The sequence below is a fragment of the Pseudomonas sp. R1-18 genome (assembly GCF_051132095.1).
Taxonomy (GTDB): domain Bacteria; phylum Pseudomonadota; class Gammaproteobacteria; order Pseudomonadales; family Pseudomonadaceae; genus Aquipseudomonas.
Map to the genome: position 1 here is coordinate 1275174 of NZ_CP071658.1, position 23711 is coordinate 1298884.

Genomic DNA, 23711 nt, shown 5'->3' on the forward strand with positions numbered 1-23711 from the left:
GGATATTTTGTGTTTATCAGGGAGAGGTCTTGTCAATGCGTGTGAATTTGCCGGTAACCCAGACAGAAAGAACCTTCCCGGCTTCTGAACGTTTAATTTCCACCACTGACCTCAACAGTCGCATCACCTACTGCAACGATGCCTTCGTTTCGCTCAGCGGCTTTACCCGCGAAGAGCTGCTCGGCCAACCGCACAACCTTGTCCGCCATCCTGACATGCCAGCCTCGGTGTTTGCCCACATGTGGGAAACCATCAAGCTGGGCAAACCGTGGATGGGCGTGGTCAAGAACCGCTCCAAGCAGGGCGACTACTACTGGGTGAGCGCTTACGTCACCGCCGTTTATGAAAACGGCCGCATCGTCGGTTACGAGTCCGTGCGCTCGCTTCCCACCCGCGACCAGGTACGTCGCGCCGAAGCGCTGTATGCCCGCTTGCGTGCCGGTAAATCGGCCGTGTCACCAGCCAGTACCGCCGCCTACCACCTGATTCGCCAGCTGCCGATGATCATCTGTGCGCTGCTTCTGGCTGCCAGCGATTTCCTGCTCGACGACAAAACCTCGTTTGTTGCGACTCTGGTGGCGCTGCTGGCGCTGGGTGCATTCCTGGAAATGCGTCAACGCAGCACCATCCGCAAGACGCTCGACGAACATCCCAAGGCGTTTACCAGCGAGCTGGTCGCTCTGACCTACAGCGACAACCGCGGGCCACAGGCGCAACTGGACCTGGCGATGCTCAGCGAAGAAGCGCGCCTGCAAACCGCGCTCACCCGTCTTGTGGACACCGGCGAGAGCGTTCGGCAGCACGCCGGGCAATCGGCGCAATTGTCGCATCGTCAGGCCCAGTCGCTCGATCAACAGCGCAGCGAGACCGACCAGTCGGCGACCGCCATCAACCAGATGGCCGCGACCATTCAGGAAGTCACCCACAACGTACAGAGCACCGCGCACGCAGCTGAAGAGGCGGACAAGCTGGCACAGCAAGGTCGCGGCCTGGCCGATGACAGCCTGTTCGCGATTCGGCACATGGCCAACAGCGTGTCCGAAATCGGCAAGGCCGTCGGCGAACTGGCTGGCGCGACTCAGTCGATCGGCAGCGTGGTCGAGGTGATCACCTCCATCGCCCAACAAACCAACCTGCTGGCGCTCAACGCCGCCATCGAAGCCGCCCGCGCGGGTGAACAGGGCCGTGGCTTTGCCGTGGTCGCCGACGAAGTCCGCTCGCTGGCCTCGCGTACCCAGGCCTCTACCGAACAAATCCAGCAGATCATCACCTCCCTGCGCGACGGCGCCGACCGCGCAGTCGCCACCGCGAACAAGGGCGAGGAAATTTCCCAGGAGAGCGTCGCCAGCGTTGAAGCCGTACAAAAGGCGCTGGATGGCATCAGTCAGGCCGTCACCCGCATCACCGGCATGAGCCAGCAAATGGCCTCCGCGTCGGAAGAACAAACCCACGTGGCCGAAAACATCAGCCAACAAATCACCCGCATCGCCCAACTCTGCGACCAGAGCGCCGACCAGGCACAACAAGGTTCGACGATCAGCAAAGAACTGGAAGAAATGGCGGAATACCTGCACAGCCTGGCGGAGCGGTTCAGCCGCTAAAACCGGGTTGCAGGCAAAACAAAAACACCACCGTAAAGGTGGTGTTTTTGTTTATAGAGACTGAATGGACTCGCCCTGCACCAAGCACCGGAGCGCACACGTGGTATCAGAGATCCACAAAGGTGAGGGCGAGGCCAAGTACCAAAGGTAGCGCATGAACTTCGAGACTGGCATGCCGTTCATCGGCGATGCGAGTGCCGTAGGAGCGCGCTTGCCCGCGACGGTTTTGATGGGGATGTCGCTTGGTTCTAAATTTCCAAGGACCTCAATGGCGACGCGGAGAAGCCCCATCTTTCGGGTGCGTAGCTTTCTAAGATTTTTATTTGTATTCACGAATTCTAGGATCGAACTTGCGTCGAAGGAACCATCGAGCTGGTTGCCACGGTACGGAAAAACAAAATGCGTGGGCATACATCATGGGTACCGAAAGCCATTTCAGAGATGAACCTTCTACATTTCCGTAGAAGATTATGTCACCCGTGACCGAAAAATATCGGTAGAAAAAAACAAAAAAAAGATTAAGGATGATTGATGCTAAGGCCTTTAACTCGGAATAGTATGCACCAGATGTTATATAGCGAAACCAACGTGCAAGTGAAAAGAAAGTTCCGGCGAAGATAATAAAAGCTAGATGCTCGAAAAAAGTTATCATACCGAACTCACTTCAAGCATTCCCATTGATCAACCACGTTGACGGCCGTGAAAAGGTCTGTGGGTCTGTCTACAGCGTGAAATATAGGGTGCGTAGTTTTGTAAGCCCTGATGTAGTCATTAGGGAGGTGCCTGAATAGCCGCCACGCTTCGGGCTTTGTCACGAATTTCGTCAATCCATAAGCAGACATCCCCAAATCAACGCTCCCATAAAGTATGCTGCCTGCACACGTCTGTTTCCCGCTAAGCTCGGCCAAAGCCTGATAACCCTTTCTCACCGGACCTTCAACATCCGAGCGACCCTCATAAAGGTTTCGTCCGTTTTCATAAATATTGTTAGTTCCGTGAGCTATCATCGCGACACCTAGGGTGAAGCAAAGCGTGCCGACAGACACGTAACACACCCCCACGCCACTTGTGACTTGCAAGGCTCCAGCTCCCAAGCCGAACGCCTTAGTGGTCACGTCGAACGATTGCTCTGTAAGGCTTTTCTGTTCTGCCCTTATAACTTTCAATCCTTCCGAAGCAGTCTTTCGCCCTTCCTCCACGTCCTTGATTATTTCCCGAGCGTAATAAGATACGGCCCGGTTGAACAGCAGTCTGCGTGTCCCATCCTGTATATGCCGCGCCGCAAATGTGCAAGCCTGCCCTTGCAGAAACGTCGCAGCTTCATGAACCTCACGGAAATTTCGTCCCGCCAGCCTATCCTCGGCGTTCGCCGATGTTATTGATCTGTTATCCACGAGACGGCCTCCGTGGTGCTGCCTGGATGGTGCGTCCAATAAATGTCCTGGTAGCGCAGAGCTACAACCTCCTGAAGGCTGCTTTCAATCTGCAGATCCGCATGCGGGACATCCAGAGTAATCGATTCGATAATGGTTTCTTTCAGTCGAATGGTATAAAGCAATTCCTGCTTGCCATTATCAGATGTGCGGTAGTAATTAATCTCACAAGTCAGCACTTCTTTATTGTTTAAGGCTTTAGCCAATAGTGGCGACGACTTGTCGAGATATTTGGTGATGAACACCGGCCAATGCGTTGCGTATTTGCTGTTGCCAACATTGGCCATGTTATGAGTGAGCGACAATACCGTAATTTCATCAGGATGGTTTGTCTGGCATTTGCTGCCGACCGATTCCTTCCCTGAACAACCGGCAGAAATAAGGCCCATCGTTTTACCGACGATAGTCATGTAACCGTAGCTAGCCATCCGTAATCATCCTGAAAAATGGACAGCCAGTTTATTTTTGGGTCCAGCAGGATGATGTAGGACGCGTCCGAAATCATTCAAGAATCCATCGATGCCTACTCCGGAAATTGCCCGTCTCCCTACAACTCGGCGCGAAACGGCAGTCGCTGTGGCAAGCGAAGTGCCTACAACCGGGCCGGCGGACACGCACCGCTCTACTTAAAAGAAGACGTCACCCAAGAAATGATCAGCGGATACCGAGCGCGCTCGAAGGCCTGACAGCCACCGCCGCGCTGTCAGCCAGGCACTTACCTGTAGGAGTGAGCTTGCTCGCGAGAGGCCGGTACAGGCGCCGCATTAGTAGCAAATGTTGATACTGCACGCTGCCAGAAAATCCCTACAAGCGTGCCAAACATGGCTGACATTAAAACCTGGCTCCCAATGAATTCCCCGCGCCATTCCTCGTTCATATAGTTGCCCTGCACGCGCCATCGCGTCCCAGCAATCCGAGAACTATATGAGTAACGAAGTAGAGACCTACCTGCAAATCACCGCCAACATTGAACACGCCTACAAAACCGCCGTCGGGGAAAGCCGTGCGCAGCGCAGATCCAGCCGCGCACCTCGCATCGACAAGAACGTCTTCTGGTTCGGCATCATTGGCCCATCCATCCTGGCCGTATTACTGGCGCCCGCCGGCCTGATCGACTCCATGAGATGGATATTCACGGTGTCATGGACATTGATCGCCATTTCTTACCTGACACTGTTCATCTATCCGCTTGTTCGCCTATGGCTGTCCCGGCACGAACTGAAGAGGCTGGTATCCGCACCTTTCATCAGTCAGATAGAGGCAAACGTCAAAACCGTGATGCAAGTCGACGCCCACTACTTGCCGCAAATGGTAGCGCTCTCCACCGAGACCTTGAAATTGGGCATCGTGGAACTGAAAAACGAACGCAGCGGCCTGGAAAAACGTACCCACCTTGTAACCGGCGCGCTGGAAAAACTCGGCATCTTCCCCGGTATTCTCGCCTTGTTCGCCGGCCTGACCGCTATCCATAAATTCCTCACCGACGCCGGTATTACCACCTCGCTCTGGCACTGGGGGTTTATCGTGGCGGCCGCCGGTATTTTCTATCTCATGTGCGGCCAGTCCCAAATGACGCTGGTGCGCTACGACCGCATGATCGCCCTCACCGAACTGGCGATAGAACGCAAAAAGGACCAACCCGAAACCGCCCCGACGCCAACCCCTTAGCCCGATACCGATGGCCGCCACCCAAGCGGCCACCGCAAAGCATTCAACCCAACCGCAACCCGTCCCAGGCCACCCGCCACCAAGGCCTGCCAACCCGCCGCGACTCCGACTCAACCTGCATCCGCGGATGCGGCAGCATCATCGGCATATCCCGCAACCTGATCCACGGCTCGCTCCGCCAATGCAGCAAACTCACCGACAACCCCGGCCACTGCAACAGGCTCAGATTCGGCGAACGATCGTCAAACGGCAAAGCCTAACCCCGGAGCACCGGCACCACCTCATTGGTGACCCACTGCCGCAACCCACGATTCTCCGCGTGATAGTGATGCACCAACAGCGCATACAGGCCCGACTCGCTGACCATCAACTCGGATTCCGGGCCGGTGGAGTAGTCGAGGGTGACGAGGCGGTGCTGGTCGGCGTCGAGCTTGCGTAGCGTGCGCTCGTTCAAGGGCCAGCCGATTAGACGTCCTAGATCGCGGGCGCAGAACCAGGGTTGGTTTTCGAGGAGGAGGGCGTGGAGGGGGCGGTTGTGGCGGTGGAAGAGGGTGGGGGTAACCGGGATTGCATTGTTGTTCATACGACCCTCTACGTATCGAAATGGCTGATGCTCAGGGCCAACGTAGAGGTGCGGAAGAACCCCAACCACAGTGTCCGAGGCGGACATTCATCAGATAGGGGAATGACGCACATCGGTTCGACTGCTCCACGTTGGGTGTTTCTTAGGCACCGGCGGCGAAGGATACGCTTCGTTTAGGCCTGTGGAATCAGCCCTCGGTAGACGAGAACCGTGGGAAATATCTGAGTCTCAAGGCTCCACGACAAGGCGCTTAACTCTTTCGTACAGCGATTTGCTGAACGCTTCCTTATCGCTTGAGTGATGGCACCGGCGATGACAATTCGGACAGAGCGCTACGGCATTCGTAACCAAGTCGGACCCCCCGTGTGCTAGATGTTTGACGTGGTGCACCTCCAGGAATGGCAAGCCGTTTTTCTCAAACGGTGCATCCTTCCCGCATCCTTCGCAGACACCGAGGGCCTGCTGCCGGACCCAGGCTCGCACCTCGGGGTCTCTTATATAGGTTTTTCCCGTGTCTGCAACGATCTGGGGTTTCAAGATTCCTTTTGGAGTCTGAGTTAGCTTGTACCCTTCCAGCTTGGCTGCCCGCCGCTCAAGAATCCGTTCATCTGCGGTTGGATGATGATCTTCTGGGGTAGGAGCTCCCTGTACCTCCAGCGCGCTGAGGATTTTTTTCTTCACGTTGGCGCCCACGTTCTTGGCTGGCGGGTAGCCTTTGATCCAGGGTCGTTCAAGATCGGCGAGAACAGCTGAAATATTCTGCATGCGAAACTCGATTGAGCTTTGGGTGCGGGAGGCCAGGGCCTGCTCGCGCAGCATCCTGTTCTCGTGAGCTTTGTTGATTTTGATGCCGAGCTGCTCACGTTGAAGCATCTGCGTGTAGCTATTTACAGCTGCTTGAATCTCTGCATCGCTCCAATCGATTTTGCTTTTTGTAGGTTCCATGTCTGCGCCGAGCCGAAATGAGGCTGCGACGATACTGGCAAAGTCGTACCTTGGTCCAGGAAAAGTCCTACGTATGAGCGAGCGATAGCTCTGTGCGGAGCGACCAGTGCATCTAAGGGCAGAGGTGAGAACAGGCGATAAGGAGAGTTTTTGAGTGGGGCTGGTCATTGGGACACTTAGCCATAGCAGCGATAAATATCTTAAGCCTGATCCTGGACTTCGAGGACGGTGCATTACAGCCGCTTCGGGGTGCAGCGCTGTAGCTGATGACCAATTTTCCACCTGTTCTGGTGAAAAAGTCGGCCTGGTTCCTATGGCAGAAAGGTAGGCGTTCTAGATCGAGATATTTACGTTAAGCAAAGAAACCTGGGTGTAGGTTCCGCGTAGCGGCGCGCAAAAAAAGAGAATTTTAGCGGTCGGTATGCGGACAGTTTGCTTTTAAGATGGCACACCCCAAAAGCTCCCACGAAACACCAAATATTTAGCGGTTAAAGATAAGAGATGAGTGAGGATTTACATGTCATACATTATGGAGCTGAGAGAGTTTTCATCTTTCCAGGTTCAGCGGGAGGATTACATTAAGTGGGGTGCCCCGTAGCTTTGAGTAAAAACTACCGCGCTGTCAATTTGCTGGCCGGGAGAAGCTGAAAAATTCGTAGGCTCACGTTGCTTACTCGCCAACGCGTAGAGATAAACGGCATCGACTTACAAGACAATCATGTCGGCGATCTGATAGCCTAGGTTCGTGATCTCAAAAACATCTCCCTTGTAACCTCGGGCAGCTAAAAGTCCTTCGACTTGGAGCTGCTCAAGAGCCGCTTCCCATTTGGCCATCTCACGTCGCTCATGTGAAGACGCCAAATTTTTTCCGTTCGTTTGTATTGAACTGCCGCCAATATATCGAGCGTAAATGACCGTTCCGTGGGAGTCCTGACTCATTTCTTTGAGCAACACCCGCGCTTCTGGGGAGAGGGGCGGAAGCGGTGTGTGAGAGCTGAGGATCTCCTCGCTTGTCTCTTGCAGAGGTAATGTCTGAAACAACGAGTTCTGGTTTACCTTCAGTTGCAGCTGACGATAGAATTTTTCTTTGAAGTCACTATGGCTGTCGTAGCTTTGATACAGACCACTGCTTTGGCAAGACTCTTTGAATTTTTTTAGCCTTTGGACCTGATCTAGATCTACCGTATCCATAACCACCGGCTGGCTTGAGAAGTACAGCATGGTCGGTTTTCCTGCAGAGATATGCTCCTCAATTTCTTCGACCGTTCCACTGGGGTGCTTTTCGGTCGGAGTGCCTATTCTGGTCCAAAAGACACCTACCAATAGATCGCATGTTGAGAGAATCTGCTTGTTTAGAATCGCCTGTGCCGGTTCACCCATTTCGGGAGACGAATGTGTTTCCCAGCCAATTGGTAACAGCACAATTTTCCGGGCATTTGAGTGCACGGCATTCCACTCGTAAATGACATCGCGAATGATCGCCCTCTCGGACGCTACATCCCCTGGTGATGCGATCATAACGTTAAAGGCAGTAGCTTGGTAACTCACTCGCAAATCTCCATAACTGCATAACGACTCAGTCGGGCTGAGGTCTGGCAATGCACATCTGATGCGCGTTCATGCGCCTTGCGAAGCGTCTCTCCTGTGCTCGCTGGATTCTAGAATTCCCTAATGCCATCTGCAACCCCACTCTCCGAGTTTTAACAGTAAGCGGTATCGCGCTTCCAAATTCCCGCATGCGCCTATGCGCGTCCGGTACCGGTAAGGGTAAGGCAGTGTGAAGATGTCTCGCCAAACTGGAAGGCGCGCTCCTATCCGAATTCCATATCCGTTATTCCATAGGCAATGTTCAGATTTGACGTAGACGCGCCTCTCAAATTTCTGAAAAGCATTTCATGCACTCCGGGTCTTAAGCTGTCAGATGTTCGGGGGTTAAGCGCGAATCCGGGAGTCGTCAGGGCGCGAAGCGGTGCTCCTGGCCTATGATTGTGCTCTAGGCGCTCTGAGGTTCGTTCCGAACCTTCATAAGCTTGAAAGATATATCCAGCTTTCAATCTTCAGGATCCTGGAGCGACCACATAAATAGCTGGTATGACAGTCATCTCCTTCTCCCAATCCTTGCCATCGCGGACAGCGCGCATTCTATAAACTCACACCCACAAAAAAGCCAGGCCGCTTTCGCGCCTGGCTTTCTCATTACCGTTGGTTAGTCGAGCCAATCAATCCCAGCTCAGCGCCCCACCAGTCTGATACTCGATAACCCGAGTCTCGAAGAAGTTTTTCTCTTTCTTCAAGTCCATGATTTCGCTCATCCATGGGAACGGGTTAGTCGTACCTGGGTACTCTTCCTTCAAGCCGATCTGCGACAGGCGACGGTTGGCGATGAATTTGAGGTAGTCCTCCATCATCGCGGCGTTCATGCCCAGTACGCCGCGTGGCATGGTGTCGCGGGCGTATTCGATTTCCAGCTGGGTGCCTTGCAGGATCATCTGCGAGGCTTCTTCCTTCATTTCGGCGTCCCACAGGTGCGGGTTTTCGATCTTGATCTGGTTGATCACGTCGATGCCGAAGTTCAGGTGCATGGATTCGTCGCGCAGGATGTACTGGAACTGCTCGGCGACGCCGGTCATCTTGTTGCGGCGACCCATGGACAGGATCTGGGTGAAGCCGCAGTAGAAGAAGATGCCTTCCAGAACGCAGTAGTAGGCGATCAGGTTGCGCAGCAGTTCCTTGTCGGTTTCGACGGTGCCGGTTTCGAACTTCGGATCGGAGATCGAGCGGGTGTACTTCAGGCCCCAGGCTGCCTTTTTAGCGACCGATGGGATCTCGTGGTACATGTTGAAGATCTCGCCTTCATCCATGGCCAGCGATTCGATGCAGTACTGGTAAGCGTGGGTGTGGATCGCCTCTTCGAACGCCTGGCGCAGAATGTACTGGCGGCACTCGGGGTTGGTGATCAGGCGGTACACAGCCAGTACCAGGTTGTTGGCAACCAGGGAGTCGGCGGTGGAGAAGAAGCCCAGGTTGCGCATCACGATGCGGCGCTCGTCGTCGGTCAGGCCTTCCGGGTTTTTCCAGAGGGCGATGTCGGCGGTCATGTTGACTTCTTGCGGCATCCAGTGGTTTGCGCAGCCGTCCAGATACTTCTGCCAGGCCCAGTCGTACTTGAAAGGCACCAGCTGGTTGAGGTCAGCGCGGCAGTTGATCATGCGCTTTTCATCGACCGCGACACGGGCCGACGCGCCTTCCAGTTCAGCCAGACCTTCGGCGACGTCCAGAGCGTCCAGCGCTTTCTTGGCGCGGATCAGGGCTTCGGAGTCGGCGGCGGTCACAGCCCGCGCTTCTTGAGCGGCGGCACCGCCGGCGCTGTCGAGGCGGTCCATGGTCGCTTCGTGGGCTTGTGCTGCCTGATTGGGTTTGGCGGCGGTGACTTCGCCGTCTTCCTTATCGAATTCGTCCCAGCTCAGCATGGTTACGTCTCCTGCTTGAGAGGCCGCCGGGGCGACCGTTTGAATTTTAAAAGTGAGCGTTGCCCGCGTTGCAATTCGTGCTTGCCGGCAACGTATGTCTGGTTGAAGCGGATTTTAATGTGGCGGGGCTAGCCAAGAGGTTGCGAATACCTCTGGCTGCACACCGGCCGAATCGCGCATGAATGCCTTTCGATTGGCGCTGTGCACGTTGTTTGTCAGGCGTAACCGTATCGCGGCAGTGATGCTCATACCCAGTACCCTGAACAGGCGCGAGAGTATACCGAATTCACCTTCCGCTGGCCTGTCTTGCGCACGGTAGATGAGCATTTTTTTCTCGTCAAAACGCAAGTTAGCGCTTGACTCCGAGTGCATTTCAAGAAACCGAAACCCCTTCATTTAGTGCTATTGGTTGCCCATGAACACAAGATGTAGATATTAGGCCGGTCGACAGGTCGTCGCAACCGCCATGATCCTGACACTGGAAGTCGTTGAGCGTTCTGACCCTGATCAGTCTTTCGACACGTCTTGTCTGACGGGCGCTGTCGCGGATATCAGGGGCTATGGAAGGTGGGGTTGGCGAGTGATTATCGCGACGAGCGGTAGACGCAACTGCGCGGACATCCAGTGGTTTACTCGGTGATTTGTTCGCCGATACACCTTTCAAATATTCGCTGCAAAGCGGTGTAGTCGCATACCACGGCGTCGATATTTGCTTGGGTCCACTCTTTCATTTCAACCTCCCACCAACTGAGGCTGAATCCAGCGTTTACGATGATGTGCTCGAACAGAATCCGCTGGGCTCGCCCATTTCCTTCGCGAAACGGATGGACAACGTTCAGGTCTCCAAACAGTTCGGCGACTGATGTGACGAGCGATGCTCGGTCGAGCTCTTGAAACCAATTGGCATTGGCCAAGGCGGTGAATAATTTCCTGGCTTCCGGCTCAATGCGTCCGACAATGCAAAAGTGAGTATCGTCCTTGGATATATCCACTGTGCGCAGTTCACCTGCCCAGTCGTAGAGGTCGGCGAAAAGCGCACGATGAATGTCTGGCAGGTAGGGCAGATCGTAAGGAGGCGCGGAGAACTCGATGGCGTTTGCCGCGTTCTCCGAAAGCGCGCGCTCGGCTTGAGCAAGAATATGACTGTCCTGGATGTTGAGCAGGTTACGAAGCTGCGTCGTTCCTGGGTAGCAATAGGGGTCTTGGCCGACCCCGTACTTATCCAGCATCAGGCTTTCTTGTTCCGATAGCTGTCGAGAATCTCTTCGCGCGTGCGCAGCGGGCGCTCGATATCGCTCGGGCTGCTGTCGAATCCTTCCAGGCGCAGGCTTGCCGCATAGTTGGATTTTCGGGTTTTGGCGCAATAGGCTTTTTTGGCGTGGAGAGAGAGGGTTGGCATAGGGCTGCCTCTAACGTTTGGAAGGCGTCAGTGTAGCCAAAAAAGGCTCGGGAGAGGAGGGGGCGGGCTGTATCGACTGACTTGTTGGATCTATGGGGTTGTTGCTTGCGTTACGTTTGCTGCACGCAAAAAACATGAATGTTCGGGGCTCTGTGGCCCTGGTGAATCTTTGGAGCGAGGGGCAGGGTGTTGGCCCTGCCGGCCTCTTCGCGAGCAAGCTCGCTCCTACGGTTCTACGCGTTGCCCTGTGGAAGCGGACCGGGCGGCGCTCCGCTTGTCCGCGAAAGGGACGGTACAGACATTGTCGTGTGTACTGGCCTCTTCGCGAGCAAGCTCGCTCCTACAGTTATGCGCGTAGCACTGTAGGAGCGAGCGGTCAGCTTACTGACAAGCCTCGCAATCCGGCTCGTCAATCGCGCAAGCCTTTGGCACTGGCGCAGGACCGGCCGGGGCTGCTTCGCTTGGGCGTGGGGCGGTGAGCGCGGAGTCATCCGGGCCGTGGCCGCCGCTCGATACTGCGTTGAGCTTGCCGGTGTTGATGGTCGACTTCTCGGTGCTGGTCGCGGCCAGGGCACGGAGGTAGTAGGTGGTCTTCAGACCACGGAACCACGCCATGCGGTAGGTCACGTCCAGCTTCTTGCCCGAGGCGCCAGCGATGTACAGGTTCAGCGACTGAGCCTGGTCGATCCACTTCTGACGGCGGCTGGCCGCGTCGACGATCCACTTGGTTTCCACTTCGAACGCGGTGGCGTACAGGTCTTTGAGTTCCTGCGGGATGCGCTCGATCTGCTGCACCGAACCGTCGTAGTACTTCAGGTCGTTGATCATGACCGAGTCCCACAGGTCGCGGGCCTTGAGGTCGCGAACCAGGTACGGGTTGATCACGGTGAATTCGCCCGACAGGTTCGATTTCACATACAGGTTCTGGTAGGTCGGTTCGATCGACTGCGATACGCCAGTGATGTTGGCGATGGTGGCGGTCGGTGCGATGGCCATGATGTTCGAGTTACGGATGCCTTTCTGAACGCGGGCACGTACCGGCGCCCAGTCCAGGGTTTCCTTCAGGTCGACATCGATGTACTTCTGGCCGCGCTGCTCGATCAGGATCTGTTGCGAGTCCAGCGGCAGGATGCCCTTGGACCACAGCGAACCCTGGAACGTCTCGTACGCACCGCGCTCATCAGCCAGGTCGCAGGACGCCTGGATCGCGTAGTAGCTGACTGCTTCCATGGAAGTGTCGGCGAACTGCACGGCGGCATCCGAACCGTACGGGATGTGCTGCAGATACAGCGCGTCCTGGAAGCCCATGATACCCAGGCCGACCGGACGGTGGCGCAGGTTGGAGTTCTTGGCCTGCGGCACGGAGTAGTAGTTGATGTCGATCACGTTGTCGAGCATGCGAACGGCCACGTCGACAGTGCGCTTGAGCTTGTCGGTGTCCAGTTTGCCGTTGACGATGTGGTTCGGCAGGTTGATCGAGCCCAGGTTGCAGACCGCGATTTCGTCCTTGTTGGTGTTCAGGGTGATTTCGGTGCACAGGTTCGAACTGTGGACCACGCCAACGTGCTGCTGCGGGCTGCGCAGGTTGCACGGGTCCTTGAAGGTCAGCCACGGGTGGCCGGTCTCGAACAGCATCGACAGCATCTTGCGCCACAGATCCTTGGCCTGGATGGTCTTGAACAGCTTGATCTTGCCCGGGTACTCGGTCAGCGCTTCGTAGTACTCGTAACGCTCTTCGAAGGCCTTGCCGGTCAGGTCGTGCAGGTCCGGTACTTCGGATGGCGAGAACAGGGTCCACTGGCCGTCGTCGAAGACACGCTTCATGAACAGGTCAGGGATCCAGTTGGCGGTGTTCATGTCGTGGGTACGACGGCGGTCATCACCAGTGTTCTTGCGCAGCTCGATGAACTCTTCGATGTCCATGTGCCAGGTTTCCAGGTAGGCACAGACAGCGCCCTTGCGCTTGCCGCCCTGGTTGACCGCAACGGCGGTGTCGTTGACCACTTTGAGGAACGGCACGACGCCTTGCGACTTGCCGTTGGTGCCCTTGATGTACGAACCCAGCGCACGGACCGGGGTCCAGTCGTTGCCCAGGCCACCAGCGAATTTGGACAACATGGCGTTGTCGTGGATGGCGTGGTAGATGCCCGACAGGTCATCCGGAACGGTGGTCAGGTAGCAGCTCGACAGCTGTGGACGCAGGGTACCGGCGTTGAACAGTGTCGGCGTCGAAGCCATGTAGTCGAAGGACGACAGCAGGTTGTAGAACTCGATGGCACGGTCTTCGCGGGCTTTTTCTTCGATCGCCAGGCCCATGGCCACGCGCATGAAGAAGATCTGCGGCAGTTCGAAACGCACGCCATCCTTGTGGATGAAGTAACGGTCATAAAGAGTCTGCAGGCCCAGGTAAGTGAACTGCTGGTCGCGCTCGTGGTTGATCGCCTTGCCCAGTTTCTCAAGGTCGAATTCAGCCAGCACAGGGTTGAGCAGCTCGTACTTGATACCGGTGGCGACGTAAGCAGGCAGCGCCTTGGCGTACAGGTCGGCCATTTCGTGGTGAGTAGCGCTTTCGGCTACTTGCAGAAAGCCCAGGCCTTCGGCGCGCAGGGTGTCCATCAGCAGGCGGGCGGTGACGAACGAGTAGTTCGGCTCACGCTCGACCAGGGTACGAGCGGTCATTACCAGCGCGGTGTTGACGTCTTTCAGCGCAACGCCGTCGTACAGGTTCTTCAGGGTTTCGCTCTGGATCAGGTTGGCGTCGACTTCAGCCAGACCTTCGCACGCTTCGGTGACGATGGTGTTCAGGCGGCCCATGTCCAGTGGCGCGAAGCTGCCGTCGGCCAGAGTGATGCGGATCGACGGGTGAGCCTGGACTTCCTGACCTTCGGAAGCACGACCGGCACGCTCGCGGGCGCGCGAGTCGCGGTAGATCACGTAGTCGCGAGCGACTTTCTGCTCGCCGGCACGCATCAGCGCCAGTTCCACCTGATCCTGAATCTCTTCGATATGGATGGTGCCGCCCGAAGGCATGCGACGCTTGAAGGTGGCGGTGACTTGTTCGGTCAGGCGGGCAACGGTGTCGTGGATACGCGACGAAGCAGCGGCGGTGCCGCCTTCAACTGCGAGAAACGCCTTGGTGATAGCGACAGTGATCTTGTCATCGGTGTAAGGCACGACGGTGCCGTTACGCTTGATCACTCGCAGTTGACCGGGCGCGGTGGCGGACAGGTCCTGAGCGGCCTGGCCTGCCTGCGGCGCGGCAGTCGGCGAATTCTCGCGAGTTGTGTCGGTTTGCATGGGGGACTCCACGTTCTATAAGTTGTTCGGGCATTGCTGCCCACCGTTCCGTCATGACGCGCCTGCGTCGCAAGCAACTGCAAGGGCTTCAAAACGGATAAGGGAGTGCGCATGGGAATGGCACCCCCGGGCTCTGAAACCTCGGGCTTTTAAACCCTGGGGACTGTGGCCAATGGCCGGCCCCCGAAAACTGCTGAATTCTGTGTTACCGATGTTGCAAAACATGTACCGCTCGGGCTGGCTCTGGCGCGAGTGATCTGGCCTGTGATTCGGCCTCATGCTCAGCGCACAAACTCGATAAAAAAGGCTTGAAATCCTCGTTTGAGTTGTGCTGGCTTTTGCGCGGAAAACCCTACATGTAGGGTGTCGCTGCAAGCCGGGCTACAAGATAATGCGTTTTGGACACCAATTGCAACGCACGACCTGTGGATAAACTTGTGTGTAGTTTGTGTATGAATGAACCCTCGCGCTTGTAGGCCGCATAACTACTGGAGCCGACCGCTTGTCACGGATTTTTACAAGGCTGCTGTAGGCCTTGGCTATTTTTGCGGGCGCGCACCCTATCACAAAAAATGCAGCTCGCAAGGCCTGTCTGGCATGTCGTGTGCCTGGCCCGCGGTTGCTACACTCCATCGGCATTTATCACCTGCTCCCCGACTCGAAGCCTGCCTTTTAACAAGAACAATGGAGGTCGTTTGTGGAACTGGATAACTGGCAGGTCCTGATCGTGGAAGACGACCAGCGACTCGCCGAACTGACGGGCGAATACCTGGAGGCCAATGGCCTGACCGTCAGTATCGAAGGCGATGGCCGGCTGGCCGCCGCGCGGATCATCGACGAGCGGCCGGACCTGGTGGTGCTCGACCTTATGCTGCCCGGCGAAGACGGCTTGAGCATCTGCCGTGCAGTGCGCAGCCGCTACGACGGCCCGATCCTGATGCTCACCGCGCGCACCGACGACACCGATCACATTCAGGGGCTGGACACCGGTGCCGACGATTTCGTCTGCAAGCCCGTTCATCCGCGTGTCCTGCTGGCGCGCATTCATGCGCTGTTACGCCGCAGTGAAGCGCCTCAGGTGCAGGCCGCGCGGCTGCGTCGTCTGGTGTTCGGGCCGCTGGTGGTAGACAACGCCTTGCGCGAGGCCTGGCTGGGCGGCCAGGGCATCGAACTGACCGGCGCCGAGTTCGATCTGCTGTGGCTGCTGGTGGCCAACGCCGGCCGCACGCTGTCCCGCGAAGAGATCTTCACCGCGTTGCGCGGCGTGGGCTACGACGGTCAGGACCGCTCCATTGATGTGCGGATTTCGCGAATTCGCCCCAAGATAGGCGACGACCCCATTCACCCGCGGCTGATCAAGACCGTGCGCAGCAAAGGCTATCTGTTCGTGCCCGAAGCCGCGCAGGCGATGAACGGCTACGCCTTCAGCGGTTGAGCCATGAATTCCATTTTCCTGCGTATTTACGGCGGCATGCTGGGCGTGCTGGTCGCGGTCGCCTTGTTGGGCGCGCTGGCGCTGTACCAGCTCAATCTGGAACGCGGCGCGCAATACCGCGAGCGTCTCGCGCACGGCACCTTCACGGTGATGGCGGATAATCTGGTGCCGCTCAATAACGTCGAGCGCCAGCGGGCGCTGGCGGTGTGGGAGCGGCTGCTGGGCATTCCGCTCAAGTTGCAGAGCGCCGAGCAGGCGCAGCTGGACGGCAGTGCGCAAAGTCGCCTGCAGCGCGGGCAGGTGGTGGTCGAGCAGTTCGGCCCGCATGCCGCGCGGGTTTATCGCCAGCTCAGCGACAAAGAGCCCTTGCTGCTCACCGGCGAGGTGCAGCAGATCACCGAGCAGTTGGTGCGCGCGACGCTTTACCTGCTGATCGATGAGCTGGTGCGATTTCCCGTCAATGAACAACCGGCGCGCTTGCAGGCGTTGCGGGTGGACAAGGGCTTCGGCTTCGACCTGCAACTGATCGCTCTGGATCAGGCGGACCTTGACGACGACCAGCGCCGCCGCGTGTATGAAGGCGACACGGTGATGGCGCTGGGCAAGGGTGGCGACTCGATCCGCGTGCTGGCAGGCATTGTCGACACCAACTGGGTGCTGGAAATCGGCCCGCTTTATCAGATGAATCCTTATCCGCTGCACTGGCTGGTGCTGATCGCGCTGCTGGGTTTGTGCCTGATCGGGTTGCTGGTGTATCTGCTGGTACGCCGTCTGGAGCGCAGGCTTCAGGCGCTGGAGGCTGCCGCGACGCTGATCGCCCAGGGCAGCTTGCAGACCCGCGTGCCCACCGAGGGCTCGGATTCGGTCGGGCGTCTCGCTTCGGCGTTCAACAGCATGGCCGAGCACCTGCAGCGCTCGCTGATGATCCAGCGCGAACTGGTCCGCGCGGTGTCCCATGAGCTGCGCACGCCGGTGGCGCGGCTGCGCTTCGGCCTGGAAATGGTCAGCGATGCCGCCACGCCGCAGGCGCGTGACAAATATCTGCAGGGCATGGATCACGACATTCAGGACCTCGACAAGCTGGTGGACGAGATGCTGACTTACGCGCGGCTGGAACAGGGCGCGCCGACCCTGAACTTCCAGCGCGTTGATCTGGACACGTTGATCGATCAGGTGATCGCCGAGCTGGCGCCGCTGCGCGCGCATGTGCGGGTCGAGCGGGGCGAATCGACCACCGCCGCCGAAGGCGAACCCGCCTGGGTCGAGGCCGAGCCGCGTTACCTGCATCGCGCGGTGCAGAATCTGGTCAGCAACGCGATGCGGCATGCGGAATCCCACGTACGCATCAGCTATCGCCTGGACGCGCAACGCTGTCATCTGTCAGTCGAGGATGATGGCCCGGGCGTGCCGGAAAACGCCTGGGAGCAGATTTTCACGCCTTTCATGCGTCTGGATGACAGTCGCACGCGGGCTTCCGGCGGCCATGGTCTGGGCTTGTCGATCGTGCGGCGGATCATCAACTGGCACGAAGGCCGCGCCGTGATCGGCCGCAGCCATCACCTCGGCGGCGCGTGCTTCAGCCTTGCGTGGCCGCGCTTGCAGACGCCGCGATGCTGACCAGCGTCAATACTTGCGCGTCGTGCAGGCCGAACTGGCCATCCAGCTCCTTGCCGCTGTGCCATTCGGCGGACAGGTCGGTCAACAGCCGCAGGCGCACACTGCCGTCGTCGCGCCATTCCACCAGTTGCGCATCTTCGAAATAGAAGCGCTTTTGCACGATGGGGTAGAGCGCCTTGAACAGCGCTTCCTTGATCGAGAACGTCAGCGTTACCCGAAGCGCGACCTGGTCTTCAGGGCCCGTGGTCATGTCCGCGAGTTCCTCGGCAGTCAGAATCTCGCCGGCCAGCCGCGTGGCGCGTTCGTGATTGAGCAGGTTTTCGGTATCGAGCCCCAGCCCGCGCCACTGGGCCTTGCGCCCGACGATGGCCGCGGCCCAGCCGGTGCTGTGGGTGATCGAGCCGCAAAGATCAACAGGCCAGACCGGTGCTCGGTCCTCGCCGATCAGCGGCACATGCAACCGGCCGTCCAGCCGACGCAATGCCTCGCGTGCGCACAGGCGTCCGGCGAGAAATTCTGTCTGCCGCTTGGCCACCGAGCGATTGATGCTGGCGGGTGGCTCGATCAGACACCGCTGAAAGTCGCCTTCGGCGAGCTTTTGCGGATCGAAATACCCGCTCACCAACACCGCCCCCGGCACCGCAAACGGCAAGGGCCAATGGTGAGTAAGCGCAGGGCAACAGGCAGGGAGTAAAGGCATCGTCATGCGCGGCATTGTGCCGGGGGATGGGCGGGGAGGGAAGGTGATGGTCGTTATGTTCGAGGCCAGAGGGTGGTTGTCGCGGATTGGTGCCCACACCATGCTTGTGACAACAGCATTCTGCTCGCCCGAAACACCCGGCCAATTATCAATGGCCCACTAGGCGTCTTCCGGCAGTAGATTTGTTGGCTTCTGTAATCCGAGGGCAACGGAATGTCCAAAAACGAAAACTCTCATCGCCTGCGCACGGGCCGTTTTTCCGGAGCTGGGCAAATTTATCTGGTGACCGCTACGACGCAAGGCAGGGCGCCGGTGTTCGCTGACTGGGTTTTGGGGCGCCTGTTGGTCAGGGAAATGAAGGGGTGTGAAGAGCAAAACCTTGCATGTTCACTTGCCCGGGTCGTGATGCCTGATCATTTCCACTGGCTTTTCAAACTGGGAGACGGAGCCTTGTCGTCGCTGATACAGAGGGTTAAATCAAAGAGCGCAATCGCGGTTAACAAAGCAACAGGCTGCGAAGGGCGACTTTGGCAGCGCGGTTATCACGACAAGGCTATTCGCAAGGAAGAAGACGTACTCGGCTTTGCTCGCTATATCGTCGCCAATCCCCTGCGGGCAGGTCTGGTAAACAGTATTGGGCAGTATCCGCTTTGGGATGCTGTCTGGCTGTGAGTGCCTTTAACTCCTTCTCGCCAGCAAGCTGGCTCCCACAAGGATTGAAGGCAACTCGGTTCCTGTGGGAGCCAGCTTGCTGGCGAGAAGGCGATGGGTTCGGATCCAGATCACCCGAATATCTTCTTGAAAAACGCCTGCATGTCGGCCCATGAGCTCTGGTCGGCGGTTTTGCTGTAGCCGATGTCGGGGCCGCCGTGTTCGCCGTGGCTCAGGCGGTCGGCGTCGGGGTTGGTGAAGCCGTGTTTGGCGCCGTCGAGGCTGACGAATTTGTAATCGGCGCCGGCCTTGTCCATCTCGGCCTTGAAGGCGGCGACGTGTTCGGGGGTGACCATGCTGTCCTTTGCGCCATGCTCAACCAGCATCGGCACCTTGATGCCGGGCTGCGCCGGAGTAGTGGTAACCAGCGCGCCGTGGAAACTGACCACGCCGGCCAGCGGCTCGCCGCGGCGGGCGGCGTCGAGGACGATCTTGCCGCCAAAGCAGTAACCGATGGCGGCAATTTTCGCCGGATTGGTCTGCGGCTGTTTCTTGAGCTGTTCGAGGCCGGCATCGAAGCGCTTGTCGGCCGCGCTGCTGTCCTTGAGCGTTGCCTGCATGAAAGCCATGGCGTCTTTCGGGTGCTCGGTGTTTTTGCCCTCGCCGTACATGTCGATGGCCATTGCGCTGTAGCCAAGCGCCGCCAGATCGCGGGCGCGGCGCTTGGCGTAGTCGTTCAACCCCCACCATTCGTGGACCACCAGCACGCCGGGCCGCTGGCCTTTGACCGCGTCGTCGTAGGCGTAATAGCCGACCAGTTTGGTACCGTCGGCACTCTGGTAATTAACCTGCTCGGTCTTGATCGCCGCCTGGGCGAACCCGGCGACGGCCATCATGATCAGTCCAGTCCACAAACGCATGTTCGACTCCTTGTTCATCTGGGGGATTGGTTAAGAGCGGCGAGGCAGGGCAAAGCCTAGTCGATTTCACGGTCTGATGCAGGTTCAGCCCAGGTTCAGAGCGCGTTCAGTCGCAGTTCAGCACGTCACCCTTACTGTAAGCCCGTACCTTCATCATATTGCCAAGCGCAGGAGCGTCCCGTGTCCGACCTCAACAGCTGTTTCTGGCGTTGGCGGCCTAGGCGCTATGATGTAAAACGGACCGCGCCCACAGACGCTGCGTTGCTGACGCCGGTCCAATCTTTGTCTTGAGGCTGATCGTGCCTGGGAGAGCTGCATGAAGTTGTTGGTGGTGGAGGACGAGGCGCTGTTGCGTCATCACTTGCGCACCCGTCTGACCGAAGCGGGCCATGTGGTCGAGTCCGTGGCCAACGCCGAAGAGGCGCTCTATCAGGTCGGCCAGTTCAATCATGATCTGGCGGTGATCGACCTGGGCTTGCCAGGCCTCGGCGGTCTGGACCTCATTCGCCAGCTGCGCACACTGGGCAAGGCGTTTCCGATCCTGATCCTGACTGCTCGCGGTAACTGGCAGGACAAGGTCGAAGGGCTCGCTGCGGGTGCTGACGACTACGTGGTCAAGCCGTTCCAGTTCGAGGAGCTAGAAGCCCGCCTCAATGCTCTGTTGCGGCGTTCCAGCGGCTTCATCCAGTCGACCATCACCGCCGGGCCTTTGCAGGTGGACCTCAATCGCAAACAGGCCACCCTGACCGATCAGCCCCTTGCGCTGACCGCCTATGAATACCGGATTCTCGAATACCTGATGCTGCATCATCAGCAGGTGGTCCCCAAGGAGCGCCTGATGGAGCAGTTGTATCCCGACGATGACGAGCGCGATCCGAACGTGATTGAGGTGCTGGTGGGCCGTCTGCGTCGCAAACTTGAAGGCGACGTGGCGTTCAAGCCCATCGATACCGTGCGCGGCATGGGCTATCTGTTCACCGAGCGCTGTACATGATCCGTTCGTTGCGCCTGCGCCTGATGCTGGGCGCTGCGACACTTGCGGTGATCTTCATGCTGCTGATGCTGCCCGCGCTCCAGGGTGCGTTCAGCCTGGCGCTGCGCGGCGCCATCGAACAGCGTCTGGCGTCGGACGTGACCACCATGATTTCCGCCGCACGGGTCGAGGAAGGGCACCTGATGATGCCGTCGCTGTTGCCCGGCGAGCAGTTCAATCTGCCGGGCAGCCGCCTGCTCGGCTACATCTATAACCGCCAGGGCCAACTGGTATGGCGCTCGCTGGCGACTGAAGATCAGAACATTCAATACCACCCGCACTATGACGGCATGGGCAGCCAGTTCGCGCGAATCCGCGAGACCAATGGCGAGGAGTATTTCGTCTACGACGTCGAAATCAAACTGCTCGGCGGGCGCAATGCGGCGTTCAGTATCGTCGCGTTGCAACCCTTGCGCGGCTATCAACAGACTATCGATGACCTGCGCAAGAAACTGTATCTGGGCTTCGGCGCGGCATTGCTGGTTCTGCTCGGGCTGTTATGGATGGGCCTGACCTGGGGCCTGCGCGCATTGCGTGGCATCAGTCATGAACTGGATCAGGTCGAAGCGGGTGCCCGTGACAGCCTCAGCGAAAAGCACCCCAGCGAGCTGTTGCGCCTGACCGACTCCCTCAACCGCCTGCTGCGCAGCGAGCGTGAGCAGCGCATTCGTTATCGCGATTCACTCGACGATCTGGCCCACAGCCTGAAAACCCCGCTGGCAGTGTTGCAGGGCGTCAGCGAAAACATCGCCAAGCGTCCCGAAGACGTCGAGCAGGCGCGGGTCCTGCAGTCGCAGATCGAGCGCATGAGCCAGCAGATCGGCTATCAATTGCAGCGCGCCAGCCTGCGCAAGAGCGGGCTGGTGCGTCATCACGTCAATTTGCGGCCGGTGGTGGAGAGCCTGTGCAACACGCTGGAAAAGGTCTATCGCGATAAACAGGTGAAAGCGACGCTGGACCTGCCCGAGCATTGCCAGGTGGCAATGGAAGAGGGCGCGCTGCTGGAGATGCTCGGTAACCTGCTGGAAAACGCTTACCGGCTGTGCCTCGGCGAGGTGAAGGTCAGTTTCGTGGAGTCGGCGCTTGGCGATGAGTTGTGCGTCGAGGACGACGGGCCGGGCGTGCCGCAGTATCAGCGCGCGCGGGTGCTGGAACGTGGCGAACGGCTGGATCGGCAGAATCCCGGTCAGGGTATCGGGCTGGCGGTGGTCAAGGACATCATCGAAAGCTACTCGGCACGCCTGACCCTGGACGATTCGCCGCTGGGTGGCGCGGCGTTCCGGATTCACTTCCCCGCGCACTGATCTGTGCCGCTCCTGAGCAGACAATTCGGCGGCGGATACCCGCCACTGTCTGCGGATTTTTCCTTCCATTCGGCGGATTTCCGCCACCTCGGCGGGCCCTCGAAGTCTATTGTTATAGCTGTGCTCCCGGCGGGGCGCGGCTTCATTGATGCCTGCAGTTCGTGGCACGCCTATTGCTAAATGTTTGAGAGGCCTGCTTCGTGCAGCTCGACACAACAAATCCCTCCAGTGCAGGAGGGTTAGCGCTTTATAGGCTCGCGTGCATCAGGTGAGATGCCGACGACGCCCTTGAGGATAACTGCAATGACGACTCGTCAGCCCTTCTACAAAACACTGTACTTCCAGGTCATCGTCGCAATCGTGATCGGTATCCTGATCGGCCACTTCTACCCAGACACCGGTAAGGCCCTGAAGCCGCTGGGTGACGGGTTCATCAAGCTGATCAAGATGGTCATCGCCCCCATCATCTTCTGTACGGTAGTCAGCGGCATCGCCGGCATGCAGAACATGAAATCGGTCGGCAAGACCGGTGGCTACGCGTTGCTCTACTTCGAAATCGTCTCGACCATCGCTCTGCTGATCGGTCTGATCGTGGTCAACGTCGTGCAGCCAGGCGCTGGCATGAACATCGACGTGAGCACCCTCGACGCATCGAAGATTGCGGCCTACGTCACGGCCAGTAAGGACCAGAGCGTCGTCGGATTTATCCTCAACGTAATTCCGAACACCATCGTCGGCGCCTTCGCCAACGGCGACATCCTGCAAGTGCTGATGTTCTCGGTGATCTTCGGCTTCGCCCTGCATCGCCTGGGCGCCTACGGTCGTCCGGTTCTGGACTTCATCGATCGCTTCGCTCACGTGATGTTCAACATCATCAACATGATCATGAAGCTGGCGCCCATCGGTGCGTTCGGTGCCATGGCCTTCACCATCGGTGCCTACGGCGTTAGCTCGCTGGTGCAGCTGGGCCAGTTGATGATCTGCTTCTACATCACCTGCGTGCTGTTCGTGGTTCTGATCCTGGGCGCAATCTGCCGCGCACACGGCTTCAGCATCTTCAAACTGGTTCGCTACATCCGTGAAGAGCTGCTGATCGTTCTGGGTACTTCCTCCTCGGAATCGGCCCTGCCGCGCATGCTGATCAAGATGGAGCGTCTGGGTGCCCAGAAGTCCGTCGTCGGTCTGGTAATCCCGACCGGCTACTCGTTCAACCTGGACGGTACTTCGATCTACCTGACCATGGCGGCCGTGTTCATCGCTCAGGCGACCAATACCCACATGGACATCACCCACCAGATCACGCTGCTGCTGGTTCTGCTGCTGTCCTCCAAGGGCGCGGCGGGCGTGACCGGTTCCGGCTTCATCGTTCTGGCTGCAACCCTGTCGGCCGTTGGCCACCTGCCGGTTGCCGGTCTGGCGCTGATCCTGGGTATCGACCGCTTCATGTCCGAAGCCCGCGCACTGACCAACCTGGTAGGTAACGCCGTTGCTACCGTAGTGGTTGCCAAGTGGGTCGGCGAGCTGGATACCGACAAGCTGCAGACCGAGTTGGCTTCCGGTGGTAGCGCCATCGTTGAAACCCGTCACGAAGACGACCTCGGCGTTGCCGAAGGCCCGGCTCCGGTGAGCACTGGCAAGTCCGTCTGATAAACGAC

General features: G+C 58.2%; 18 protein-coding genes and 2 pseudogenes. 9 read left to right on the forward strand and 11 right to left on the reverse strand.

Annotation, left to right across the window (positions count from 1 at the left end):
• Positions 1-35: 35 nt before the first annotated feature.
• Positions 36-1601, forward strand: coding sequence for a methyl-accepting chemotaxis protein (locus J3P77_RS05890; protein WP_434680282.1), 1566 nt, complete (start codon positions 36-38; stop codon positions 1599-1601).
• A 659-nt stretch (positions 1602-2260) separates the two neighbouring features.
• Here J3P77_RS05890 and J3P77_RS05895 read toward each other — a convergent pair.
• Both J3P77_RS05895 and J3P77_RS05900 read right to left on the reverse strand, forming a co-directional pair.
• Positions 2261-2995: a DUF4225 domain-containing protein gene (locus J3P77_RS05895; RefSeq protein ID WP_434680284.1), complete on the reverse strand. Its 735-nt coding sequence runs from the start codon at positions 2993-2995 to the stop codon at positions 2261-2263.
• The gene (locus J3P77_RS05900; protein WP_434680285.1) at positions 2977-3462 is read right to left on the reverse strand and encodes an Hcp family type VI secretion system effector; all 486 of its coding nucleotides are present in this window, start codon (positions 3460-3462) and stop codon (positions 2977-2979) included. Before J3P77_RS05900 ends, J3P77_RS05895 begins: the two co-directional genes overlap by 19 nt.
• Before the next feature lie 72 nt (positions 3463-3534).
• Between J3P77_RS05900 and J3P77_RS05905 the strand changes: the two are divergent.
• Together J3P77_RS05905 and J3P77_RS05910 are read left to right on the forward strand one after the other, a co-directional pair.
• Positions 3535-3720 (forward strand): annotated as a pseudogene (locus tag J3P77_RS05905) (hypothetical protein); the annotation flags it as partial.
• 238 nt (positions 3721-3958) lie between these two features.
• Complete coding sequence (locus tag J3P77_RS05910; RefSeq protein ID WP_434680286.1) at positions 3959-4702, forward strand: hypothetical protein; 744 nt, start codon at positions 3959-3961, stop codon at positions 4700-4702.
• A 43-nt stretch (positions 4703-4745) separates the two neighbouring features.
• Here J3P77_RS05910 and J3P77_RS05915 read toward each other — a convergent pair.
• From J3P77_RS05915 to J3P77_RS05945, 7 genes and pseudogenes are all read right to left on the reverse strand, one after another.
• Positions 4746-5285: pseudogene (locus J3P77_RS05915) on the reverse strand (BRO-N domain-containing protein).
• A gap of 228 nt (positions 5286-5513) precedes the next feature.
• A complete protein-coding gene (locus J3P77_RS05920) occupies positions 5514-6230 on the reverse strand; it encodes an HNH endonuclease (protein ID WP_434680287.1) in 717 nt (238 codons plus the stop codon).
• Positions 6231-6935: 705 nt separating this feature from the next.
• The gene (locus tag J3P77_RS05925; protein WP_434680289.1) at positions 6936-7778 is read right to left on the reverse strand and encodes a DUF4062 domain-containing protein; all 843 of its coding nucleotides are present in this window, start codon (positions 7776-7778) and stop codon (positions 6936-6938) included.
• Between the two features lie 671 nt (positions 7779-8449).
• Complete coding sequence (locus J3P77_RS05930; RefSeq protein ID WP_434680290.1) at positions 8450-9700, reverse strand: ribonucleotide-diphosphate reductase subunit beta; 1251 nt, start codon at positions 9698-9700, stop codon at positions 8450-8452.
• A 629-nt stretch (positions 9701-10329) separates the two neighbouring features.
• A complete protein-coding gene (locus tag J3P77_RS05935; protein WP_434680292.1) occupies positions 10330-10929 on the reverse strand; it encodes a putative adenosine monophosphate-protein transferase Fic in 600 nt (199 codons plus the stop codon).
• Positions 10929-11099, reverse strand: coding sequence for a YhfG family protein (locus J3P77_RS05940; protein ID WP_434680293.1), 171 nt, complete (start codon positions 11097-11099; stop codon positions 10929-10931). Before J3P77_RS05940 ends, J3P77_RS05935 begins: the two co-directional genes overlap by 1 nt.
• A 381-nt stretch (positions 11100-11480) precedes the next feature.
• The gene (locus J3P77_RS05945) at positions 11481-14396 is read right to left on the reverse strand and encodes a ribonucleoside-diphosphate reductase subunit alpha (RefSeq protein ID WP_434680295.1); all 2916 of its coding nucleotides are present in this window, start codon (positions 14394-14396) and stop codon (positions 11481-11483) included.
• A gap of 697 nt (positions 14397-15093) precedes the next feature.
• Between J3P77_RS05945 and J3P77_RS05950 the strand changes: the two genes are divergently transcribed.
• Positions 15094-15831, forward strand: a complete 738-nt coding sequence (locus J3P77_RS05950; RefSeq protein ID WP_434680297.1) for a response regulator — start codon at positions 15094-15096, stop codon at positions 15829-15831.
• Positions 15832-15834: 3 nt separating this feature from the next.
• Complete coding sequence (locus J3P77_RS05955) at positions 15835-17448, forward strand: ATP-binding protein (protein WP_434680298.1); 1614 nt, start codon at positions 15835-15837, stop codon at positions 17446-17448.
• Here J3P77_RS05955 and J3P77_RS05960 read toward each other — a convergent pair.
• Entirely contained in the window at positions 17408-18148 is a 741-nt protein-coding gene (locus tag J3P77_RS05960) for a 4'-phosphopantetheinyl transferase family protein (protein ID WP_434680301.1), read from the reverse strand. The genes J3P77_RS05955 and J3P77_RS05960 overlap by 41 nt on opposite strands.
• A gap of 213 nt (positions 18149-18361) precedes the next feature.
• Between J3P77_RS05960 and J3P77_RS05965 the strand changes: the two genes are divergently transcribed.
• A complete protein-coding gene (locus J3P77_RS05965) occupies positions 18362-18820 on the forward strand; it encodes an REP-associated tyrosine transposase (protein ID WP_434680304.1) in 459 nt (152 codons plus the stop codon).
• 110 nt (positions 18821-18930) lie between these two features.
• On the opposite strand, the gene J3P77_RS05970 is transcribed toward J3P77_RS05965, so the two are convergent.
• The gene (locus tag J3P77_RS05970) at positions 18931-19719 is read right to left on the reverse strand and encodes a dienelactone hydrolase family protein (protein WP_434680305.1); all 789 of its coding nucleotides are present in this window, start codon (positions 19717-19719) and stop codon (positions 18931-18933) included.
• A gap of 316 nt (positions 19720-20035) precedes the next feature.
• Here J3P77_RS05970 and J3P77_RS05975 point away from each other — a divergent pair, with 316 nt between their 5' ends.
• The 3 genes from J3P77_RS05975 (at position 20036) to J3P77_RS05985 (ending at position 23703) form a co-directional block, all read left to right on the forward strand.
• Complete coding sequence (locus J3P77_RS05975) at positions 20036-20713, forward strand: response regulator (RefSeq protein WP_434680308.1); 678 nt, start codon at positions 20036-20038, stop codon at positions 20711-20713.
• Positions 20710-22056: an ATP-binding protein gene (locus J3P77_RS05980; RefSeq protein WP_434680309.1), complete on the forward strand. Its 1347-nt coding sequence runs from the start codon at positions 20710-20712 to the stop codon at positions 22054-22056. The genes J3P77_RS05975 and J3P77_RS05980 overlap by 4 nt, the downstream gene beginning before the upstream one ends.
• A 303-nt stretch (positions 22057-22359) precedes the next feature.
• On the forward strand, positions 22360-23703 hold the full coding sequence (locus J3P77_RS05985; protein ID WP_434680311.1) for a dicarboxylate/amino acid:cation symporter: 1344 nt from the start codon (positions 22360-22362) through the stop codon (positions 23701-23703).
• The last annotated feature ends 8 nt before the right edge of the window (positions 23704-23711 follow it).